The organism is Streptomyces marianii (genome assembly GCF_005795905.1).
Classification (GTDB): domain Bacteria; phylum Actinomycetota; class Actinomycetes; order Streptomycetales; family Streptomycetaceae; genus Streptomyces; species Streptomyces marianii.
Genome location: NZ_VAWE01000001.1, coordinates 3,617,073 through 3,638,264 on the forward strand (window position 1 = coordinate 3,617,073; position 21,192 = coordinate 3,638,264).

The following is a 21,192-nucleotide window of genomic DNA, read 5'->3' on the forward strand; positions in this document are numbered from 1 at the left end:
CGCTCCTCAGAGCGGTCAGTCAGTTAGGGGTCGATCCCCTCCCTGTCCTTCCGCAGCTTAGTCCCGCAAGCGGGGACCGCTCATTCCAACTGCCGACACCCGTCTGTGGCCTCCTGCCCCGAACGCCGACAAATGCTCCAACCCGATGGTGCGAGACGATGTTCCCGCAGGCCAGGCAGTTACCCGTGCCATCAGTACGCCGATGGCGAACGTGAGACTCCAAAGCCCGCGTGTCACCCGTCCCCACTAGGGATGTCTTACCCGTATGGACCGACACTCCATGCGGCGCGTACCGGTTCCCTCAGCTACGGGCGAACATCCTTGCGCCCTCGAACACACCCTCACCACCTCCTCGCCGACACCCTGGGTGACAAATGCCCGACGATGCGTAACCACCGGGTTCTTCCGGGAGTTCCCGGGTCATGGCCTTCACTCTCCCGGCACCTCGCGTGCCGCTCGATGACGGCAGCACAAGGTGGTACAAGAACGAGCTTGGCTGGGCTACGGCCGAAGGGCCACCGCTACGGCTGATCACCGGGCTGCGGTTCGACGCGCTGCAGCTGCCGGCGGACGCCGGGAAGGCTCTGTTGCGGCGCTGCCGGCGCACCGGACCGGTCGCCAGGGCGGGAGACAGAATTCTGCTCCTGGTCGCCGCGGGCAGCGCCGAGGAGCTGCCCGGGCTGCTCGACTGGCTGGAGTGGGGCGGGATCGGCCTGGAGCTGACCGCCCTCGGGGCGGGCGGATCCGTGCCCGCGCCGATGCCCCCGGGGCTCGCGGTCCCGGCCTGGGCGCCTCAGGGGGCCGCCGTGTGGCTGCGGCCCCCGAAGCCGGGGCGCGAGGTGGAACCGTCACTGCCGGCGTTCGGCGCCGTGGGGCACCCGGGCGACGGGTCCGGGGGCGGTGGGGGCGCCCCCGACCTCGTACGGCTCGTGGACGCGGCGGCGAACGCCTGCCACAGGGCCCGTCTGCTGCGCGCGTATGCGGGCGGGCCGCACACGAACGCTCAGCCGTTGGCCTTCTCGTAGGCCTCACGGATCTCGGCGGGGACGCGGCCGCGGTCGTTGACGCTGTAGCCGTTCTCCTTCGCCCACTTCCGGATCTCCGCGGTGTCCTTGCTGCCCGTCGAGGTCGCGGCACGGCCCTTTCCGCGGCCGGCCGAGGCACGGCCGCCGGTACGCCGGCCGCCCTTGGTGTAGGGCTCGAGTAGACCGCGGAGCTTGTCCGCGTTGGCGGTGGTGAGGTCGATCTCGTAGGTCTTGCCGTCCAGAGCGAACGTCACGGTCTCGTCCGCCTCGCCGCCGTCGAGGTCATCGACAAGAAGGACCTGAACCTTCTGTGCCACCGGATTTCCTTTCATCGAAAATGCAGTACGCGGAAAGGAAACCGCTTTTCCCTGGAAAACACAAACCCTCGGCAGAGGTTCAGAACCCGGGGAACGCGGGAAACGTACGCGATTCGGACATAGGGGTTCGGTGCCGGGCCGAGTCCCGCTTCCGCTTGCCGCCGAAGCGGCATCACAGGTGCAGAAGCATCCGGCTGTTACCCAAGGTGTTCGGCTTCACCCGTTCGAGGCCGAGGAACTCGGCGACACCCTCGTCATAGGAACGCAGCAGCTCGCTGTAGACATCTCCGTCAACCGGGGTCTCCCCGATCTCCACGAACCCGTGCTTCGCGAAGAAGTCGACTTCGAAGGTCAGGCAGAATACCCGCCGCACACCCAGCCAGCGGGCGGTGTGCAGCAGCTTGCCGAGCACGTGGTGGCCGACGCCGGCACCCCTGAACTGGGGGTCCACCGCGAGGGTACGGACTTCGGCGAGGTCCTCCCACATCACGTGGAGGGCACCGCAGCCGACCACCCGGGCGTCCGAGTCGCGTTCCGCGACCCAGAACTCCTGGATGTCCTCGTAAAGCGTCACGGTCGCTTTGTCGAGCAGGATACCTTCGCTCACGTACGGGTCCACGAGACGGCGCACGGCCGGCACATCGCCGGTCCTGGCCCGGCGGACCGTGACGGCATTTGCTGCGGCATTGGGGGGCGACTGCTCTGACGACATGACCGGACGCTATCGCCCCGCCCCGCCCCCGCCGTCGGCGCCCTCGGCCTCCCGTTCGGGAGAACCTTCCGCCACACCTCGTGGAGACCCTTCCCGCCCGGGCTCCGGAGCTTCTCCCTCGGGGTCGCGCTGGACGACGCGGATCGCGTCACGGAGCGCCTGGCGCTGCTCCGGCGACATCATGCCGAAGAAGGCGACAAGAGCCGCAGCGGGGTTGTCGCTCTTCGACCAGGCTTCGTTCATCAGTGCGGCCGAGTAGGCGGCCCGGGTGGAGACCGCGGTATATCGATAGGCGCGGCCTTCGACTTCCCTGCGAACCCAGCCCTTCTGATGGAGATTGTCCATTACGGTCATGACCGTGGTGTAGGCGATGGACCGTTCCTGCTGGAGATCTTCCAGCACTTCGCGCACCGTCACCGGGCGGTTCCATTGCCAGATGCGCGTCATGACGGCGTCTTCGAGCTCTCCCAATTGGCGGGGCACATCGCCACCATAGTCGGAGATGTCGTAATGGTCGGCTATTGACGTACTTCGGGTACGAAAAAGGACGTACGACCGCGATGAGCCGTACGTCCTGAGAGAGCCGGTGCGGACCTGGGTCAGGCCTCGGTCGGACGGTCCGACGGCGCGGCCCCGCCGGCGGCCTCCGCGCGGGCGATCGCCGCGTCCACGGCAGCGTCCTCCTTGGCCTTGTTCGGACCGCCCTGGCTCTTCACGATCGTGACGACGAGGGCGGTGAAGAACGCGGCCATCACGACCGGGGGAAGGAGCGCGGATACGTAGTCCATGCCCTCCAGAGTAGCTATCCGACGGCCCGCTTCTCCGGCGGGGGCGCCGGGCGGCGGCGCGGCGGGAAGACCTCGCCCGGGGTGGGGATGGGGCGCTCCGGGCGGGGAGCCGGGCGGGAGGGCTTCGGGGAGGCCGGGCGGGGCTCCTGCTTGTCACCGGCACCGGCACGGCCGCCGGGCAGGGCCTGCAGCCGCGCCCGGGACGGAGGCGCCGAGGGCGCGCGGGCGGCCGCGCGGTCCGCCGACCGGGCCCGTACGGACTCCTCGGCGAGGTCCTGGCAACGTTCCAGGAGCACCTCGGAGAGGGGTGTGGGGCGCAGGGAGCGCAGAGCCTCGAGATCCTCGGGCGCGGGCCCGTGGCCGGCGGCGAGGGCCTCGTGGAGGAGCTCCAGATAGCCGCCCGCAGAGCCGGGGAGGGCGTCGCGGTACCGCTCCAGGTCGGCGAACAGGAACGCCCGCAGCCGGCTCGCTTCGCGGACGGCCTCGTCCACGGACTGTGCGAGCCGCAGACACTCCTGGGCGGTGTTCGCGCCGGGACCGTCACCCCGGTCGGCGCGACGGGACTGGTCGGGGTTGAGGGCGATGGCGAGAGCGCGGCGGAGCACACGCAGTTCGTCCGCGCTGAACGCCATGCCGCCGCGGGATCCGTATGGCGTGGGCATGGGCCGACGATACGCGCTAATCGGACAAAATTCGTTTAACGTCACATTGACGGCGCGGCGTGCAGTGCGGCGACGGTGTGCGCGGGCCTTGCGTGCGGGCGCCCGGGGCGCGCCCGCACACCGGCTCACATTCGGGAGACGTTCCGCTCGTAGACCAGGCGCAGGCCGATCAAGGTCAGCCACGGCTCGTGCTCGTCGATCGCGGAGGACTCGCCGAGGACCATCGGGGCCAGGCCGCCGGTGGCGATCACGGTCACGTCCTCCGGGTCGTCCGCCAGCTCGCGCTTCATGCGCTGGACGACGCCGTCCACCTGGCCGGCGAAGCCGTAGACGATGCCCGCCTGCATGGCCTCGACCGTGTTCTTGCCGATCACGCTGCGCGGGCGGGCCAGTTCGATCTTGCGGAGCTGGGCGCCCTTGACGCCGAGGGCCTCGACGGAGATCTCGATGCCGGGGGCGATGACGCCGCCCGCGTACTCACCGCGGGCACTGACCGCGTCGAAGGTCGTCGCCGTGCCGAAGTCGACGACGATCGCAGGGCCGCCGTAGAGCTCGACGGCCGCGACCGCGTTGATGATGCGGTCCGCGCCGACCTCCTTCGGGTTGTCCATCAGGATCGGCACTCCGGTCTTGATACCGGGCTCGACGAGCACCGCGGGCACGTCGCCGTAGTAGCGCCGGGTCACCTCGCGGAGCTCGTGGAGCACCGAGGGCACGGTGGCGCAGATCGCGATGCCCTCGATGCCGTCGCCCAGCTCCTCGCCGAGCAGCGGGTGCATGCCCATCAGGCCGTTGAGGAGCACGGCCAGTTCGTCGGCCGTGCGGCGCGGGTCGGTGGAGACGCGCCAGTGCTCGACGATGTCCTCGCCGTCGAAGAGGCCGAGGACGGTGTGGGTGTTGCCGACGTCGATGGTGAGCAGCATCGGATCAGACCCCGGCCTCTCGCAGGTCGAGACCGATGTCGAGGATCGCGGAGGAGTGGGTGAGCGCCCCGACCGCGAGGTAGTCCACTCCCGTCTCGGCGTAGGCCCGGGCGTTCGCCAGGGTGAGCCGGCCGGAGGACTCCAGGACCGCGCGCCTGGCGACGATCGCGACGGCCTCGGCGGTCTCCACCGGCGTGAAGTTGTCCAGGAGGATCAGGTCAGCGCCCGCGTCCAGGACCTCGCGGACCTGGTGGAGGGTGTCCACCTCGACCTCGACGGGCAGGTCCGGGGTGCCCAGCTCGGCCAGCGTCTCCCGGACGGCCTTGAACGCCTGGGCCACGCCGCCCGCGGCGACCACGTGGTTGTCCTTGACGAGGGCCGCGTCGGACAGTGACATGCGGTGGTTGACGCCGCCGCCGCAGCGCACCGCGTACTTCTCAAGGGCGCGCAGGCCCGGAGTCGTCTTGCGGGTGTCGCGCACGCGCGCGCCGGTGCCCTCGAGCGCGTCGGCCCAGGCGCGGGTGGCGCTGGCGATGCCCGAGAGGCGGCACAGCAGGTTCAGGGCGCTGCGCTCTCCGGTGAGCAGGTCCCGGGTGCGGGCGGTGACGGAGATGAGCTTCTGGCCCGGCTCGACGCGGTCGCCGTCCTCGACGTGGCGCTCGACCTCGAACTCGTCGGTGCAGACGATCGAGAGCACCGCCTCGGCGATGCGCAGACCCGCGACGACGCCCGACTCACGGGCGGTGAAGTCGCCGGTGGCGACCGCGTCCTCGGGGACGGTGGCGACGGTCGTCACGTCCACTCCGCCGTCGAGGTCCTCCTCGATGGCGAGGTGCGCGATGTCCTCGACCTGTACGGGGTCGAGGCCGGACTCGGCCAGCAGCCCGGCGAGGGCGGGGTCCAGGCCGCACTCGTACACCTCGTCGCCGCAGCCGCAGTCGTCGCCGCAGCCCTGCTCCTCGGCGGCGCGGGCGCCGATCTGGATCAGCGGGACGTCCACGGGCTCCGGACGTTCTTCGGACGTGCTCACTGTTACGGCTCCCTGTCGGCGGTGGGGGTGGGGACGAAGGCGGGACGGGTGGGCGGGAAGACCTCAGTCGCCGTGCGGCGCACCACGAGGCGGCGGTCGGGGGTGAGGCGCACGACGATATGACGGCGCCACCCGGCGTCATCCCGCCCGGGGTGGTCCTCGCGCCAGTGGCAGCCGCGCGTCTCCGTCCGCTCGTGGGCGGCGGCGACCAGCACCCGGGCGACGAGCAGCAGATTGGTGGCCTCCCAGGACTCGACGCCCGGTTCGGCGGCCTTGTCGAACTCCTCGGCGTCGTGCAGCGCGGACAGGTGCAGCGCCTCCAGGGCGTCCGCCGCGTCGTCCAGGCTCGCCGCGGAGCGCAGCACTCCGGCGCCGTTCGTCATGATCCGCTGGATCTCGCGCCGGGCCTCGGGCACGAGGAGCGGTACGGGGCCCCGGGAACCCCCCTCCGCCGGGGCGCCGGCCGCGAGCCCCGGCCGGCTGTCCGCCACGGCCGCGACGGGCGGGGAGCCGTCGGTACCGGCCGGCGGGACGGGCCCGTGCGCATGGGTCTCCGCGATCGTCCTCGCGATGCGTTCCGCGAAGACGAGGCCCTCCAGGAGGGAGTTGGAGGCCAGCCGGTTGGCGCCGTGGACACCGGTGCAGGCGACCTCGCCGCAGGCGTAGAGGCCGGGGACGGTCGTACGGCCGTGGAGGTCGGTGCGGACACCGCCGGAGGCGTAGTGGGCGGCCGGGGCGACCGGGATCGGCTCGGTGACCGGGTCGATGCCGTGGGCGCGGCAGGCGGCGAGGATGGTGGGGAACCGGTTCTCCCACATCTCGGCGCCGAAGTGGCGGGCGTCCAGGAACATGTGGTCCGCGCCCTGCTCCTGCATGCGGCGCATGATGCCCTTGGCCACGATGTCCCGGGGGGCGAGCTCGGCCAGTTCGTGCTGCCCCACCATGAAGCGGGTGCCGGACGCGTCGACGAGATGGGCGCCCTCACCCCGCACCGCCTCGGAGACCAACGGCTGCTGGCCCTCGGAGTCCGGGCCGAGCCAGAGCACCGTCGGGTGGAACTGGACGAACTCGAGGTCGCTCACCTCGGCGCCGGCGCGCAGCGCGAGCGCGACGCCGTCGCCGGTCGACACCGGCGGGTTGGTGGTGGCGGAGAAGACCTGGCCCATGCCGCCGGTCGCCAGGACCACGGCGGGGGCGTGCACCGCGCCGACGCCGTCGTGCTGGCCCTCGCCCATGACGTGCAGGGTGATGCCGGCCGTACGGCCCTCCGCGTCGGTCAGCAGGTCGAGCACCAGCGCGTGCTCGATGACGCGGACCGCGCCGTCACGTATCGCCGTGACCAGCGCGCGGGAGATCTCCGCGCCCGTGGCGTCGCCTCCCGCGTGGGCGATGCGGCGGCGGTGGTGGCCGCCCTCGCGGGTCAGCGCGATGCCTCCGGCGCCGTCGGTGTCGAACCGCGCGCCGGTCGCGATCAGCCGCCGCACGGCGTCCGGGCCCTCGGTGACGAGCGTGCGCACCGCCTCCCCGTCGCACAGCCCGGCGCCCGCGACGAGGGTGTCGCCGAGATGCTGCTCGGGGGTGTCGCCCTCGCCGAGCGCCGCGGCGATGCCGCCCTGGGCCCAGCGGGTGGATCCGTCGTCCAGGAGCGCCTTCGTGACCACGACGGTGCGCAGGCCCTCGGCCCTGCAGCGGAGTGCCGCCGTGAGTCCCGCGACGCCCGATCCGACCACGACGACGTCCGCGTCGATGGCCCAGCCGGGGGCCGGGGCGTTCAGCCGTATACCGGTGCTCGTCACGAGGCGGCTCCGAAGGTCAGGGGGATGTTGTCGATCAGGCGGGTCGTGCCGACCCGTGCGGCGACGGCCATGATCGCCTCGCCGGTGTGGCCGTCGGCGACCTCGGAGAAGTCGGCCGGGTCGACCAGGGCGAGATAGTCGAGGACGAGGGGCGACGAGGACTTGGCGGCCTCGTCGAGAACGGCTCGCGCCGCGGCCCGCACCGCGTCGGCTCCGCCGCCGGGCTGGGCGACGGCGACCGCGTGGGCGTCTGCGGCCGCCCTGGCCTCGCCGAGCGCGGACAGCGCGGCGGCCCGGGCGTTGGACGCGGGCGCCGACTCGGCCCGGGCCCGCAGGGCGACCTGCGCGGCGAGCCGGTCGCGGGCGGCGAAGAGGGCCCGGGACAGCGCCAGGGCGGTGTGGCGCTCCTCCGTCGAGAGGTAGCGGTTGCGGCTGGAGAGGGCGAGGCCGTCCGGCTCCCGCACGGTCGGCACCCCGACGATCTCCACCGGGAAGTCCAGGTCCCGGACCATACGGCGGATCAGGGCGAGCTGCTGTGCGTCCTTCTGCCCGTACAGCGCCGTGTCGGGACGGGTGAGGTGCAGCAGTTTGGCGACGACGGTCAGCATCCCGTCGAAGTGGCCGGGCCGGGAGGCGCCCTCGAGGAGTTCGCCCATCGGGCCGGCGGTGATCCGGACCTGGGGCTCGCCTCCCGGGTACACCTCGTCGGCCGAGGGGGCGAAGACGGCGTCGGCGCCCGCTTCCGCCGCGGTCTTGAGATCCGCTTCGAGGGTGCGCGGATAGCGGTCGAGATCCTCGCCCGCGCCGAACTGCAGCGGGTTCACGAAGACCGTGACGACGACCTGTCCCGCCGGCCCGACCAGCGACCGGGCGGTACGGACCAGGGTGGCGTGGCCGTCGTGGAGGGCGCCCATGGTCATGACGACGGCGCGGCGGGCGGGCGCCGCCGGGGCGAGGGCGTGCAACTCCGCCGCGGTGCGCAGGGGGGTGATCATCGGTCGCTCTCTCCGTCCGAGGCGCCCGGGCCGTCCGTGTGGCCCCGGCCGTCCGCGGCGTCGTGGCCGTCCGCGAGGACCACCAGCAGGTCCTCGGCGAGTTCGGGCTTGAGCAGGCCGTGCGCGAGGGCGCGGTCCGCGGTCGCCCGTGCCATGGCCAGATAGCCGGCGACCATGCCCGGGGCGTGCTCGCGCAGCTCGGACACATGGGCCGCCACGGTCCCGGCGTCACCGCGTGACACCGGCCCGGTCAGCGCGGCGTCGCCCGAGCGCAGGGCGTTGTCGAGCGCGGCGCCGAGCAGCGGGCCGAGCATCCGGTCCGGGGCCGAGACCCCGGCGGTGCGCAGCAGTTCCATGGACTGGGCGACCAGGGTGACCAGGTGGTTCGCGCCGAGGGCGAGGCCGGCGTGGTACAGCGGGCGGGCGGCCTCCTCGATCCACTCGGGCTCCCCGCCCATCTCGATGACGAGGGCCTCCGCGGCGAGCCTCAGCTCCTCGGGCGCGGTGACGCCGAAGGAGCAGCCGGCCAGCCGCTGGACGTCCACGGAGGTGCCCGTGAAGGTCATGGCGGGGTGCAGGGCGAGCGGGAGCGCCCCGGCCCTCCGGGCGGGGTCGAGGACCGCAGCGCCGTACCGTCCGGAGGTGTGCACCAGCAGCTGGCCGGGGCGCACGGCACCGGTCTCCGCCAGCCCCTCGACCAGTCCGGGCAGCACGTCGTCGGGAACGGTCAGCAGCACCAGCTCGGCGCGCGCGAGCACCTCCGCCGGGGGGACCAGCGGCACGCCGGGCAGCATCGCGTCGGCCCGGCGCAGGGACGCGTCGGAGACCCCGGAGACGGCCACGGGGCGGTGGCCGGCGAGCTGGAGGGATGCGGCCAACGCCGGGCCGACGCGGCCGGCGCCGACGACACCCACGGCGAGGCGGGCCGGACGGTCCTTGGGCTCGACCGGCTCCTGTGCCGGTGGTGTTGCTGGCGATGGTGCGTTCACGCGCGGCCTTCCGTTCCAGTCCGCAGGGGGTACCGGACGATTCCTCGCCATGCTACGCCAGCGTTTCGACGGGGTTCCGCTTGTCCACAGGCTGTGGAGGCGGTGCCGGCAACGGACGGACGGGGCCTGTGGACAACGGCACGGGACGGCCCGGTGTGAGCGATCATCGCAGCATGACTCAGAACGCGGAGGGGACGCCGCCCATCGACTCCGGCGGACCGGGGGCCGGCACGGAGGGGGCGACCGGCGCGGACCCGGCAGCTGCCCCGGAGCGACACGGAGGGGACGGCGACGAGGAAGCTGAGCGCCGCCGCAGACTGGCGGCCTGGCGGGCTTCCGAGCGACTGCTGTGGCACGGCCCCGCGGACGGCCGGCTCGGCGAGCGGCTGGCGGCCCTGGCGGCCGACGCGGGCGCCGTCCACGACCTCGACGAGCACGTGGACCTCTACGGCGACGGGGTCGTCGCCCGGCTGGAGGGGCGCGTGGCGGCGCTGCTCGGCCTCCCGGCAGCGGCGTTCTTCCCCACCGGCACGATGGCGCAGCAGGTGGCGCTGCGCTGCTGGGCGGGGCGCACGGGGAACCGGACCGTCGCGCTGCATCCGCTCGCCCATCCCGAGCTCCACGAACGGGGCGCGCTGGGTGCGGTCGGCGGACTGCGCACGGTCCATCCGACCCGGGAACCGCGGTTGCCCACGGCGGACGAGATACGCGGCCTGGACGAGCCGTTCGGCACGCTGATGCTGGAACTGCCCCTTCGGGACGCCGGATTCGTGCTGCCCGAGTGGGACGAACTGGTGGACGTCGTCGAGGTGGCGCGCGAAATGGATGCGGTGGTGCACTTCGACGGCGCGCGACTCTGGGAGTGCGCTCCCCATTTCGGCCGAGAACTGGACGAGATCGCCGGACTCGCGGACAGCGTGTACGTGTCGCTCTACAAGTCCCTCGCGGGCCTGTCCGGCGCGGTGCTGGCCGGGCCCGGGTCCCTGGTGGAGGAGGCGCGAGCCTGGCGCCACCGCTACGGCGGCCTGGTCTTCCAGCAGTACCCGGCGGTGCTGTCGGCACTGCTGGGCTTGGAGCGGGAGCTCCCGAGGCTGCCGTCGTACGTGGCTCATGCGAGGACCGTCGCGGCGGCGTTGACGGCCGGACTGGCGGAGGAACCGGGCGTGCCCTGGTTCCGGTTGCATCCCGATCCGCCGCACACCCACCAGTTCCAGGTGTGGCTCCCCTTCGGTGCCGAGCTGCTCGACGAAGCGGGCGTACGGCAGGCGGAGGAGACGGGCGTGACCCTGTTCCGCCGCTGGTTCCCGGCCCAGTGCGGCCCGCCTGGCGTCTGCGTCACGGAGGTGACGGTCTCCTCTCCGGGTCTTTCGTGGACCGCCGACGACGTCAGGGCGGCCCTCGCGGACTTCATGGCGCGGGTACGGGCCGGGGGCGGGCGGGCGCGCGGCTGATGGGCGGGCGCCGCGTCCTCCCCGCCACCGTCACCGCGGCGGACGTCCGGGCGCGCGAGGCGGCACAGCCCCGTCCGCGGACCGGCCAAGCGGGGCGGACGGGGCGCCGCTCCTGATGGCCCGGCCCCTGCTCCTGGTGCTCCCGCCCTCTCTGCACCGCGACTTCCTGGAGGAGGTGCTGCGCTGGTTGCCGCGTCGGGCAGGGTCTGCCCATCGCGGAGCGGCGCCCGGCGCATGAGGTCTCCGCCGGCCCGCCGGGCGGGGGAAGGACCCGGGGGCGGGGGGAAGGACCCGGGGGCGGCGGGGAAGGACCGCAGGGCGCCGGACGCCCTCGTGGTGGGCCGATCCGGCCGATCCGGCAGCGCCGCGAGTCGCCGTGCCGGGCGTCGCGACGGCGCGAACGTCGCCTGCCGCGGCACCGGTGCCGCGGCAGGCACGGGAGCACGCCGGTCAGGACGCGGAGCCACCGCCCGCGCGGACCAGACCGCTCTCGTACGCGAGCACCACGACCTGCACCCGGTCGCGCAGCCCGAGCTTGGTGAGGATGCGGCCCACATGGGTCTTCACCGTGGCCTCGGACAGCACCAGCCGGGCGGCGATCTCGCCGTTCGACAGTCCCTGGGCGACGAGCAACATCACCTCGCGCTCGCGGTCGGTGAGCCGCTCCAGCTCCTTCTGCTCCGGCTCCTTCCCGTGGGAGGGCAGCATCGGCGAGAAGCGGTCGAGCAGCCGGCGCGTCGTGGACGGGGCGACCACCGCGTCACCGCTGTGCACGGAACGGATGGCACCGAGCAGTTCGGCCGGAGGCACGTCCTTCAGCATGAAGCCGCTGGCACCCGCCTTGAGTCCCGAGAACGCGTACTCGTCCAGGTCGAAGGTCGTCAGGATCAGCACCTTCGGCGGGTCGGACTGGGCGCAGATCCTGCTGGTCGCCTCCACCCCGTCCAGCCGGGGCATACGGACGTCCATCAGCACCACGTCGACCGCTGTGGAGCGGAGGATCTCGATGGCCTCGGCCCCGTCGCCGGCCTCCGCGACGACCTCCATGTCGGGCTGGGCGGCGAGCACCATCCGGAAGCCGGTGCGCAGCAGCACCTGGTCGTCGACGAGCATCACGCGGATGGGCATGGGCGGGGTCCTTGTCTCGTGGGCCGGGGAGGGACGGATGCGGGTGGATTCGGTGGGGTGGCTCGACGGGGTGGCCGGAACGGGCGGGTGCCGGTGCCGGTGCCGGTGCCGGTGCCGGTGCCGGCAGGCTAGTGGGCGGATTTGAGGGGCAGCAGCACGCTGATCCGGAATCCGCCGCCCGGCCGCGGACCGGCGTCGAGCGTGCCGCCGACCATGCCGACGCGCTCCCGCATGCCGATGAGGCCGTGGCCCCTGCCGTCCGCGCCGCCGTCCTCGTACAGCTCGTGTGCCGCGCCCCGGCCGTCGTCCTCGACGAGGAGTCCGAGGCCGTCGTCGAAGTAGACCAGCCGGACGCTCGCCCCGGCATCCGGGCCGCCGTGCTTGCGCGTGTTGGTGAGGGCTTCCTGGACGATCCGGTACGCGGTGAGCTCCACCCCGCTCGGCAGCGGTCGCGGGGTGCCCTCGATCCGGAAGTCGACGGTCAGTCCCGAGCCGCGGACCTGCTCCACCAGTTCCTTGATCTGCTCGACGTCCGGCTGCGGCACGTACTCCCCGCTCTCCGGTGCGTCACCGGTGCGCAGGACGCCCAGCAGCCGGCGCATCTCGGCGAGCGCCTGACGGCCCGTGGAGGAGATCGTCTCCAGGGCCTGCCGAGCCTGGTCGGGCGCGGAGTCCAGCACGTATGCGGCGCCGTCGGCCTGGACGACCATCACCGAGACGTTGTGTGCGACGACGTCGTGGAGCTCTCGTGCGATCCGGGCGCGCTCGGCGGCGACGGCCACCTTCGACTGGGCCTCCCGCTCCTTCTCCAGCCGGGAGGCACGCTCCTCGAGCTGGGCGAAGTAGGCGCGACGGGTGCGCAGGGAGTCGCCGAGCACCCAGGCGAGGGCGAACGGAACGGTCATGACGACCGTGAAGAAGATCTTCCCGCCCGCGCTCATACTCGGCTCGGGCCAACGGATCTGGGCGAGCGTGGCGGCACACAGGCCGCCGGCGAGCGCGAGGTGGGAGGCCCAGCGCGGTCCGTCGTGCGCGGCGACGGTGTAGATGAGCACGAGCATCGCGAAGTCCGCCGGGTTCGGCCCGACGTCCAGCGCCAGCTGCGCGACGCCGATCCCCGCGACCAGCAGCAGCGTCTTCTCCGGCATTCGGCGGCGCAGCGCGACGGCGAGGCAGAGGAGGAGCACGACGAGGGCGGGTGCGATGCGCGGCTCGACCCCGACGTGCTCCTGGACGACCCACAGCATCGAGAACCCGAAGAGCATCACAGCCCAGAAGCTGTCGACGCCCGTCGGGTGCCTGCGGAGAAAATCATAGAGGCGCTGCACGTAACCCAGCGTAGGCACGTACGAAAGGTGCCCGGGTCAACCGGAGGGCCGATCCGGTCCGTGGACGCCTACTCCCCAAGGTGGAGGCCGGGGCAGGTGGAGACCGGGCGCACTCCCCGAGGTGGAGACTGGGGCGCGTGACGTACCAGGCGACGAACGAGGCGGAGGACGCCGACGGCGCGGAGTGGGTCCCCTGGCGGGAGGCCACGGAACGCGCGCTGTACGGTCCACGGGGCTTCTACCGGAGGCCGGAGGGACCCGCAGGGCACTTCCGCACCTCCGTGCACGCGTCCCCGCTGTACGCCGCCGCTGTGGCGCGGCTGCTGAGGGAGACTGCGGAGGGCCTGCCGGCCCGGGTCGCGGAGGTCGCGCTCGTCGACGTCGGCGCGGGACGCGGGGAACTGCTGACCGGAGTGCTGGCGGCGCTGCCTGACGGCTTCCCGGTGCGCGCCTACGCCGTCGAGCGGGCCGCCCGGCCGGCGGGGCTCGACCCCCGGATCGAGTGGGGCGAGCGGCCGCCGTCCGGGGTCTCCGGGCTGCTGTTCGCGAACGAGTGGCTGGACAACGTCCCGGTGGACGTCGCCGAGGCCGACGACGCGGGCGTCCGCCGTTACGTGCTGGTCAGGGCCGACGGCGAGGAACGCCTCGGCGATCCGGTCGCCGGGGCCGACGCCGCCTGGCTGGACCGCTGGTGGCCGACCGCCGGCCCGGGTGCGCGGGCCGAGATCGGGCGGCCCCGCGACGAGGCCTGGGCTGCGGCGGTCGCGGGACTGGAGGCGGGACTCGCGGTCGCCGTGGACTACGCCCACCGCGCGGGCGACCGTCCGCCCTTCGGGACGCTGACCGGATTCAGCGGCGGGCGCGAGGTGCGTCCCGTTCCCGACGGCGGCTGTGACATCACGGCGCACGTGGCCCTCGACGCCTGCGCCGGTCCCGGGGCCGAGCTGGTGAGCCAGCGCGAGGCCCTGCGCCGTCTCGGCGTCTCCGGTGCCCGGCCGCCGCTCGCCCTGGCCTCGTCCGATCCCGCGGCCTACGTCCGCGCCCTGGCCTCCGCGGGAGAGGCCGCCGAACTCACCGCCCGGGGCGGCCTCGGCGACTTCACCTGGCTGTTCCAGCCGGTCCCGGCCGGCTGAGGCGCCGTCGGCACGGGTCCGCGCGCACGGCGACGGCTCCTCCGGCGATCGGGGCCGAGGCGCCGTGACGCGAGTCCTCGGGTACGGCGACGGCCCGTGCACGGCCGCGGGGGGATCCGCCGCGCACGGCACCGGTGCCGTGCCGACCTGCCCGGTTCACACCGAACCGCCTCCCGCTCACGGCCCCCGCCACCGCCGAGGGCATCACCGCACGCACCGGCGGACACCGGACATTCGGCAGACGGAGTCGCGGCGGGCGCGCGCAGGCGTCGGGCAGCGGCCGGCGCCGCCACGGGAGCCCGACGAAGGACTCACACTCTCCCGACACGGATCCGTCGAGGTCCGGCCCCGGACGGACGGCCGTGGCCGGCTCCCTGTCCCGGACGGTTCGAGCGCCCGCCTCGGACGGGTGCGTGCGGCGCCTCGCGCCGGACGGATCGGAGGGCAGGCGCGCACCGCTCGGATCGGGCCCCTGCCGGTGGCCGGACCGGGCCCCCGCCGGTGACCCGGTCGCATGCCCGTCCGGTCCGCGGGCGGGCTCCTTATCAGTCGCCCACGCGAGGGATACTGTCGCCCATGACGGAGACGACGATCGGCATCGGCGGCGCGGCGGAGAGCACCGACATGGTGCTGAACATCGGGCCGCAGCATCCCTCCACGCACGGCGTGCTGCGCCTCCGTCTCGTCCTGGACGGCGAGCGCATCGAGCGGGCGGAGCCGGTGATCGGCTACATGCACCGGGGCGCGGAGAAGCTCTTCGAGGCGCGTGACTACCGGCAGATCGTCATGCTGGCCAACCGCCACGACTGGCTGTCCGCGTTCTCGAACGAGCTGGGCGTCGTGATGGCCGTCGAGCGCATGCTCGGCATGGAGGTCCCGGAGCGCGCCGTATGGCTGCGCACGCTCCTCGCGGAGCTGAACCGGGTGCTCAACCACCTGATGTTCCTGGGGTCGTATCCCCTCGAACTCGGTGGCATCACCGCTATCTTCCACGCCTTCCGCGAGCGGGAGGACCTCCAGCACGTGATGGAGGAGATCTCCGGCGGCCGGATGCACTACATGTTCAACCGCGTCGGTGGACTCAAGGAGGACCTGCCCGCGGGCTGGACCGACCGGGCGAGGAGCGCGATCGCCGAGGTACGGTCGCGGATGGACGTCTACGACCGGCTCGTCCTCGGTAACGAGATCTTCCGGGGCCGCACCCGGGGGGTCGGCGTGATGACCGGGCGGACTGCACACGCGTACGGCGTCTCCGGCCCCATCGCCCGTGCCTCAGGCGTCGACTTCGATCTTCGCCGCGACGAGCCGTACCTGGCCTACGGCGAACTCCAGGAGACGCTGAAGGTCGTCACCCGCACCGAGGGGGACTGCCTGGCCCGCTTCGAGTGCCTGCTGAGGCAGGCGCACAACTCGCTGGAGTTGGCGGACGCCTGCCTGGACCGGCTCGCCGAGCTGCCGCCGGGGCCGGTCAACCAGCGGCTGCCGAAGGTGCTCAAGGCGCCCGAGGGCCACACGTACGCCTGGACCGAGAACCCGCTCGGCATCAACGGCTACTACCTGGTGTCCAAGGGGGAGAAGACCCCGTACCGCCTCAAGCTCCGCTCGGCGTCGTACAACAACATCCAGGCACTCACCGAGCTGCTGCCCGGCACCCTGGTCGCGGACATGGTCGCGATCCTGGGATCGATGTTCTTCGTGGTCGGGGACATCGACAAGTAGGACCAGGCGAGCCGACGACGTCCGCGCGCAAGGCGAGCCGGCGGGACGGTCGCGAAGCAAACCGCCGAGACCGGCGCACGGAGCGGTTCGGTGGGGATCCGCACCGCGGGGCCGGCGATGCCGGGACCAGACCGACGCGACCGGTCGCGGCCGGACACACGGCGGCGCCGGCGCGGCACCCGGTTCCGGACGGCGAGCGGCCCGTCGGGCCCCTGACACCACGAACGCCGGGCGGCACGGCCGCCCGGCGTTTCCGATCCTGGGCAGCGCGGCGGCGCGGCCGCGCCGGATCAGGAGATCGCGCTGCGCAGCTGCGCGACGTCGAGCTGCTCCGTCTCGTCGTGCGCGGTCAGATCGATGACCTCACCCACGGCGCGTTCGTCGGTGTGCCTGCTCTGGGCCAGGGCCTCCTCGCCCACCACATCGGCGAGGTCCTCGTCCTGGACGGAGGCGAGCTGAGCAGGTTCCAGGGCCGCGATCGGCTTCTTCCGGCTGACGTCCCCGGCGTTCACCTCCGGTCCGGTGGACCCGGCGGCTTCCGCGGTCTGTGCGCCGGCATCCGGTGCCTTTGCCCCCTGGGTGCCGAAGAAGTCGAATCCGCCCTGCGGGCGCGCGGCCCGGCGCTGCCCGGAGTAGGGGACTATCGCCGCGGCGACCGGCACACGCGTGGCGGGGACGGCGGACGACGGGCGGGCGTGCTGTGCTCCCCCGGCGGCCGCCGCGTGCTTCCCCTGCGGCTCGTCCGCCTCTCGGGCACGCTCGGCGATGTCGCGCTTGCGGGCCTCCTCGACGGTGCGCTTGGCCTGTTGCTCGGCGGCCCGGCGCGGCAGGTCATCCAGCGCCTTGGCCGCACGCAGATACGCGGACGGCGTCGGCGTGGAGCCCGCCGCGGGAAGCTCCTTGGGCGAGCCCGCCCCGATAGCGAGCTGCCTGCGGCCCTCGAGCGCGCTGGCGCGCTCGGTCTCCGCGTTCGCGTACCGGCGGAGCAGGGCAGCGTGCTCATTGCGCAGTCCGGCCAGCTCGACCCGCTTGGCGCGGAGCTTGGCGTCCAGCCTGGTCCGCAGTTCGCGGGACTCGTCGAGATCGGCTTCCAGCTCGGCGATGCGCTCCTCCGTCTTCCACGCGTCGCTGGCACGGAGACGGGTGAGCTCGGCGACGCGGCGGCCCGCGTACCGGTCCCAACTGCGCATGAGGACCGCGCCGGTGACCGCCGCGGCGGCGGCCGCCGCGACCAGGGTGCGGAGCAGGACCGGATCGGAGAGCAGCCAGGCGCCCAAAGCACAAAGGACCGAAGCTCCGGCGACCGCCGAAGGCGGAAGGAGCCTGTGCAGAGGTGGGGAATGGCGGTGGCGTCCACGTGGCATGGCCTGAAATTTACCGTGCGTAGGTGACGATTGGGGGGTCAGCCCGGCAATCTCTTCGCATCAGGAACACATCGCTTTCGACCTGCCCTGCCGTCCCTCTTCGTCCTTGCCCCGTTCCCCCTCGCACCGCGCCTTCGGACGCCCGCCCTCAGAGCAGGCCCCTCGACGTCAGATACTCCTTCGCCACGTCCTGCGGCTTGGCCCGCTCGGCGTCCACCTTCCGGTTCAGCTCGACCAGGTCCTCGGTCGTCAGCGCGCGGGTGAGCTTGCCGAGCGCGTCGGCTATCTCCTGCGATCCGGCGTCCTTCGCATTGACGACGGGCAGCACGTTGTCGGCGTTCTGGAGCTTCTTGTCGTCCTCCAGCAGCACCAGCCCGAAGCTCTCAAGCGTGGCGTCGGTCGTGGTGGTGAGCACCAGCTGGTCCTCACCGTCCTTGACCGCCTGCTTGGCCTGCGGGGTGCCGACGCCCTTCGGGTCCACGCCCGCCACGTCGATGCCGTACGTCTTCTTCAGACCCGGCGCGCAGAACGGGCGCACCTCGCACTCGTCACCGGCCGCGATCCTGACCTTGATCTTCGACCTGCCGAGATCGGAAAGAGACGTGAGCTTGTTCTTCTCGGCGAATTCCCTGCTCACCGCGAACGCGTTCTGGTCGACCGCGTCCCCGGCGGGCAGCACCTTCAGCCCGCGAGGGGTCGCGAGCTTCTCCAACGCGGCCACGGTGGCGGCGACGTCGCTCGACGCGACGGGCTTCTCCTCGGGGGCCTTCGGGCCGTTCGCCTTGGCGTTGAGGAATTCGGCGATCGTGGCCGCGTATTCCGGTACGACGTCGATTTCGCCCTTCTCCAGGGACGGTTCGTACAGCTCGCGGTTCTTCACCGTGGTGACGGAGGCGTCGTATCCGGCGTCGCGCAGTACCTGGGCGTAGAGCTCGGCGAGCACCTTGGACTCGGTGAAGGCCGCCGCCCCCACGACGAGGGTGCCCTTGCCGCCGGCGGCGCCGTCCGAGGCTCCGGCGCCGCCCTTCTCCTGCTCCAGGCTGTCACCGCCGCAGGCGGCGAGCGAGCCCAGCAGGGCCACGGTGCCCAGTACCGCTCCCGCGAGGCGCGAGGTCTTGCTCATGAGGTTCACCATCCAAGGGAGTGAGTCGTCACACGGTCTTGCGGAGCGGACTGAACAGACGGTCCACCGCCACCAGCACGGCCTCCACGAGGAGGGCGAGCACGGCCACGAGCAGGGCGCCCGCGACCACTTGCGGAGTGTCGTACGTGTTGAAACCGGCCGTGATGATGCGACCGAGGCCGCCCTGCCCGACCATCGCCGCGATCGTCGCGGTGGCGACGACCTGGACCGCTGCGGACCGCAGCCCGGTCATGACCATCGGGTACGCGAGGGGCAGCTCGACCCGGACGAAGAGCTGCCCGCCCGACATGCCCATGCCTCGCGCGGCCTCGACGACCGCCCGGTCCACCTCCCGCATGCCCACATAGGCGTTGGTGAGCAGGGGCGGCACGGCGAACAGCACCAGGGCGATGATCGTCGGGACGTATCCGGCACTGCGCAGCGGTGTGACCATGAACAGCGCGAGCACCGCGAAGACGGGCACGGCCCGGCCCGCGTTCGCCAGGTTCACGGCCAGCGCGCCGCCGCGCCCGACATGTCCCAGATACAGCGCGACGGGCAGGGCGACGGCACAGGCGAGGGCCATGGCCACGCCGCTGACGTACAGATGCTCGCCCAGCCGGTGCCAGGCTCCGCCCTCCCCTGCCCAGTTGGCGCCGGTGCCGAGCCATGCCCAGGTCCTGGCCAGTACGTCCATCAGTGGGCCCCCCGGGTCCCGGCGTCACGTATCCGGGTCCAGGGCGTGAGCAGCCTCTGCGCACCGAGCAGCAGCAGGTCCGCGGCGACCGCGAGGAGCACGCAGAGCACGGAGGCGGTCAGCACCTGCGCCTTGAAGAAACTGGGCAGCGCGTCCTCGATGAGATTGCCGAGGCCGCCGCGGCCGACGATCGAGCCGACGGTGGTGAGAGCGACCGTCGAGACCGTCGCGATCCGCAGGCCCGCCATCAGCGCGGGCAGGGCGAGCGGGAGCTCGACTTCCCAGAGCAGCCGGGCCGGCCCGTAGCCCATGCCCCGGGCGGCCTCCCGGGCCTCCGCGGGGACCGCCTCCAGCCCCGCGACCGTGTTCCGCACCAGAATCGTCAGCGAGTACAGCACCAGGCCCGTGACCACCAGGGCGGCCGAGAGGCCGAAGAAGGGCAGCAGCAGCGAGAACATGGCCAGCGACGGGATCGTGTAGAGCACGGTCGTCAGTCCGAGGACAGGGCCGGCGAACCGGGGCCGGCTGCGCGCGAGAAGCGCCAGCGGAAAGGAGACGACGAGTCCGATCGCGACCGAGGCGCCCGTGATCCCCACGTGCTGCACCGTGGCGTCGATCAACTCCTGGCTGCGGGAGCGCAGGTACTCACCGCAGATCCAGTCGTTCGTGACCAGGCAGTCCTGGCCCGCCATGGCCCCACCCCCGTCCTCGCGTCCGGCCTGTTCGACCGGTTGCCGAACGGAAACCGACCCTAACCCCCGCCACCGACAATCGCCGAGGGGCCTCGCGTCCCGGCGACACCGCCTTCACACGAGGCCCGCCGTCACCCGTCACAATGGGGAACCATGATCCGATTCGAGCACGTGACCAAGCGCTACGGGGACGGCACCACCGCGGTGGACGACCTCTCCTTCGAGGTCGCCGCGGGTGAACTGGTCACGCTCGTGGGACCGTCCGGCTGCGGCAAGACGACCACCATGAAGATGGTCAACCGCCTCATCGAGCCGACCGAGGGTCGGATATCCCTGGACGGGGAGGACATATCCGCAGTCGATCCCGTCCAACTGCGGCGCCGGATCGGCTATGTCATCCAGCAGGTAGGCCTCTTCCCGCACAAGACGGTCCTGGAGAACACCGCGACCGTGCCCCACCTCCTCGGCTGGAAGCGCACGAGGGGCCGTGAGCGCGCCGCCGAACTCCTCGATCTCGTCGGCCTCGACCCCCGCGTGTACGGCGACCGCTATCCCGAACAGCTCTCGGGCGGCCAGCGCCAGCGCGTGGGCGTGGCCCGGGCCCTGGCGGCAGATCCGCCGGTGCTGCTGATGGACGAGCCGTTCGGCGCCGTCGACCCCGTCGTGCGGGAGCGCCTGCAGAGCGAGTTCCTCAAGCTGCAGGCCGCGGTCCGCAAGACCGTGCTCTTCGTCACCCACGACATCGAGGAGGCCGTCCGGCTCGGCGACCGCATCGCCGTCTACGGGCAGGGCCGGATCGAGCAGTTCGACGCCCCGGCCGCCGTGCTGGGGGCACCGGCGACGCCGTACGTGGCGGATTTCGTCGGAGCCGACCGGGGCCTCAAGCGGCTGTCCGTCACCCCCGTCGAGGAGGGCGATCTCGAGCAGCCGCCCGTGGTCCGTCTCGACGACCCGCTGCCCCGCACACTGGACGCGCCCTGGGCCGTCGTCCTGGACCGCGGCGGCGATCCGCACGGCTGGATCTCCGCCGAACACGCCGGCGGCGCGGGCACGGTGCGCGAGCACGCGCGCCGCATGGACGCCTGGCTGCCCGTCGGCGCCTCGCTGAAGCAGGCGTTCTCCACGATGCTGCAGCACGACGCGGGGTGGATCGCGGTCGTCGACAAGGAGGAGAAGGGACGTTTCCTCGGAGTGTTGACCCCGGGGCGCCTGCACGAGGCCCTGCGCCGCTCCATCGACGCGGACGCCGAGGACGTACCGCGTACCACGGTGGACATCGACAAGGTGCCGTCCGGCTGAACCCGCCTGGGAACCGGGCCT

General features: G+C 72.6%; 21 protein-coding genes. 5 read left to right on the forward strand and 16 right to left on the reverse strand.

Annotated features, from left to right (window positions below):
- Positions 1-422 precede the first annotated feature (422 nt).
- Positions 423-1,025: an SCO3374 family protein gene (locus tag FEF34_RS16220; RefSeq protein ID WP_138053827.1), complete on the forward strand. Its 603-nt coding sequence runs from the start codon at positions 423-425 to the stop codon at positions 1,023-1,025.
- Here the strand turns inward: FEF34_RS16220 and FEF34_RS16225 are convergent.
- From FEF34_RS16225 to FEF34_RS16270, 10 genes are all read right to left on the reverse strand, one after another.
- Entirely contained in the window at positions 1,004-1,342 is a 339-nt protein-coding gene (locus tag FEF34_RS16225; protein WP_138053828.1) for a histone-like nucleoid-structuring protein Lsr2, read from the reverse strand. The two genes, FEF34_RS16220 and FEF34_RS16225, sit on opposite strands and share 22 nt — an antisense overlap.
- Positions 1,343-1,514: 172 nt before the next feature.
- The gene (locus FEF34_RS16230) at positions 1,515-2,054 is read right to left on the reverse strand and encodes an amino-acid N-acetyltransferase (RefSeq protein WP_138053829.1); all 540 of its coding nucleotides are present in this window, start codon (positions 2,052-2,054) and stop codon (positions 1,515-1,517) included.
- Between the two features lie 9 nt (positions 2,055-2,063).
- Entirely contained in the window at positions 2,064-2,537 is a 474-nt protein-coding gene (locus tag FEF34_RS16235) for a BlaI/MecI/CopY family transcriptional regulator (RefSeq protein WP_138053830.1), read from the reverse strand.
- A gap of 116 nt (positions 2,538-2,653) precedes the next feature.
- Entirely contained in the window at positions 2,654-2,842 is a 189-nt protein-coding gene (locus FEF34_RS16240; protein WP_138053831.1) for a hypothetical protein, read from the reverse strand.
- Positions 2,843-2,856: 14 nt separating this feature from the next.
- Positions 2,857-3,474 carry a hypothetical protein gene (locus tag FEF34_RS16245; protein ID WP_138057517.1) on the reverse strand — a complete coding sequence of 206 codons (618 nt, stop codon included), beginning with the start codon at positions 3,472-3,474 and terminating at the stop codon, positions 2,857-2,859.
- Between the two features lie 155 nt (positions 3,475-3,629).
- Entirely contained in the window at positions 3,630-4,427 is a 798-nt protein-coding gene (locus tag FEF34_RS16250) for a type III pantothenate kinase (protein WP_017949716.1), read from the reverse strand.
- Positions 4,428-4,431: 4 nt separating this feature from the next.
- Positions 4,432-5,457 (reverse strand): carboxylating nicotinate-nucleotide diphosphorylase, encoded by a 1,026-nt coding sequence (gene nadC, locus FEF34_RS16255; protein WP_138053832.1) that lies wholly within the window; start codon positions 5,455-5,457, stop codon positions 4,432-4,434.
- 2 nt (positions 5,458-5,459) lie between these two features.
- On the reverse strand, positions 5,460-7,253 hold the full coding sequence (locus tag FEF34_RS16260) for an L-aspartate oxidase (RefSeq protein WP_138053833.1): 1,794 nt from the start codon (positions 7,251-7,253) through the stop codon (positions 5,460-5,462).
- Positions 7,250-8,248: a pantoate--beta-alanine ligase gene (gene panC / locus FEF34_RS16265; protein WP_138053834.1), complete on the reverse strand. Its 999-nt coding sequence runs from the start codon at positions 8,246-8,248 to the stop codon at positions 7,250-7,252. Before panC ends, FEF34_RS16260 begins: the two co-directional genes overlap by 4 nt.
- The gene (locus tag FEF34_RS16270) at positions 8,245-9,162 is read right to left on the reverse strand and encodes a Rossmann-like and DUF2520 domain-containing protein (protein WP_234043091.1); all 918 of its coding nucleotides are present in this window, start codon (positions 9,160-9,162) and stop codon (positions 8,245-8,247) included. The genes panC and FEF34_RS16270 overlap by 4 nt, the downstream gene beginning before the upstream one ends.
- A 248-nt stretch (positions 9,163-9,410) precedes the next feature.
- On the opposite strand from FEF34_RS16270, the gene FEF34_RS16275 reads away from it, so the two are divergent.
- The gene (locus tag FEF34_RS16275; RefSeq protein ID WP_138053836.1) at positions 9,411-10,688 is read left to right on the forward strand and encodes a threonine aldolase family protein; all 1,278 of its coding nucleotides are present in this window, start codon (positions 9,411-9,413) and stop codon (positions 10,686-10,688) included.
- Between the two features lie 450 nt (positions 10,689-11,138).
- On the opposite strand, the gene FEF34_RS16280 is transcribed toward FEF34_RS16275, so the two are convergent.
- Both FEF34_RS16280 and FEF34_RS16285 read right to left on the reverse strand, forming a co-directional pair.
- Entirely contained in the window at positions 11,139-11,816 is a 678-nt protein-coding gene (locus FEF34_RS16280; protein WP_138053837.1) for a response regulator transcription factor, read from the reverse strand.
- 128 nt (positions 11,817-11,944) lie between these two features.
- Entirely contained in the window at positions 11,945-13,144 is a 1,200-nt protein-coding gene (locus tag FEF34_RS16285) for a sensor histidine kinase (RefSeq protein WP_138053838.1), read from the reverse strand.
- Between the two features lie 137 nt (positions 13,145-13,281).
- On the opposite strand from FEF34_RS16285, the gene FEF34_RS16290 reads away from it, so the two are divergent.
- Positions 13,282-14,277, forward strand: coding sequence for an SAM-dependent methyltransferase (locus FEF34_RS16290; RefSeq protein ID WP_138053839.1), 996 nt, complete (start codon positions 13,282-13,284; stop codon positions 14,275-14,277).
- Between the two features lie 576 nt (positions 14,278-14,853).
- A complete protein-coding gene (locus FEF34_RS16295) occupies positions 14,854-15,996 on the forward strand; it encodes an NADH-quinone oxidoreductase subunit D (protein ID WP_138053840.1) in 1,143 nt (380 codons plus the stop codon).
- A 290-nt stretch (positions 15,997-16,286) separates the two neighbouring features.
- On the opposite strand, the gene FEF34_RS16300 is transcribed toward FEF34_RS16295, so the two are convergent.
- From FEF34_RS16300 to FEF34_RS16315, 4 genes are all read right to left on the reverse strand, one after another.
- Entirely contained in the window at positions 16,287-17,360 is a 1,074-nt protein-coding gene (locus tag FEF34_RS16300; RefSeq protein ID WP_171052969.1) for a hypothetical protein, read from the reverse strand.
- Positions 17,361-17,508: 148 nt separating this feature from the next.
- Positions 17,509-18,483: an ABC transporter substrate-binding protein gene (locus tag FEF34_RS16305; RefSeq protein ID WP_138053842.1), complete on the reverse strand. Its 975-nt coding sequence runs from the start codon at positions 18,481-18,483 to the stop codon at positions 17,509-17,511.
- A gap of 28 nt (positions 18,484-18,511) precedes the next feature.
- Entirely contained in the window at positions 18,512-19,180 is a 669-nt protein-coding gene (locus tag FEF34_RS16310; RefSeq protein WP_138053843.1) for an ABC transporter permease, read from the reverse strand.
- On the reverse strand, positions 19,180-19,872 hold the full coding sequence (locus FEF34_RS16315; protein WP_138053844.1) for an ABC transporter permease: 693 nt from the start codon (positions 19,870-19,872) through the stop codon (positions 19,180-19,182). Before FEF34_RS16315 ends, FEF34_RS16310 begins: the two co-directional genes overlap by 1 nt.
- Positions 19,873-20,025: 153 nt before the next feature.
- Between FEF34_RS16315 and FEF34_RS16320 the strand changes: the two genes are divergently transcribed.
- A complete protein-coding gene (locus FEF34_RS16320) occupies positions 20,026-21,171 on the forward strand; it encodes an ABC transporter ATP-binding protein (RefSeq protein WP_138053845.1) in 1,146 nt (381 codons plus the stop codon).
- The last annotated feature ends 21 nt before the right edge of the window (positions 21,172-21,192 follow it).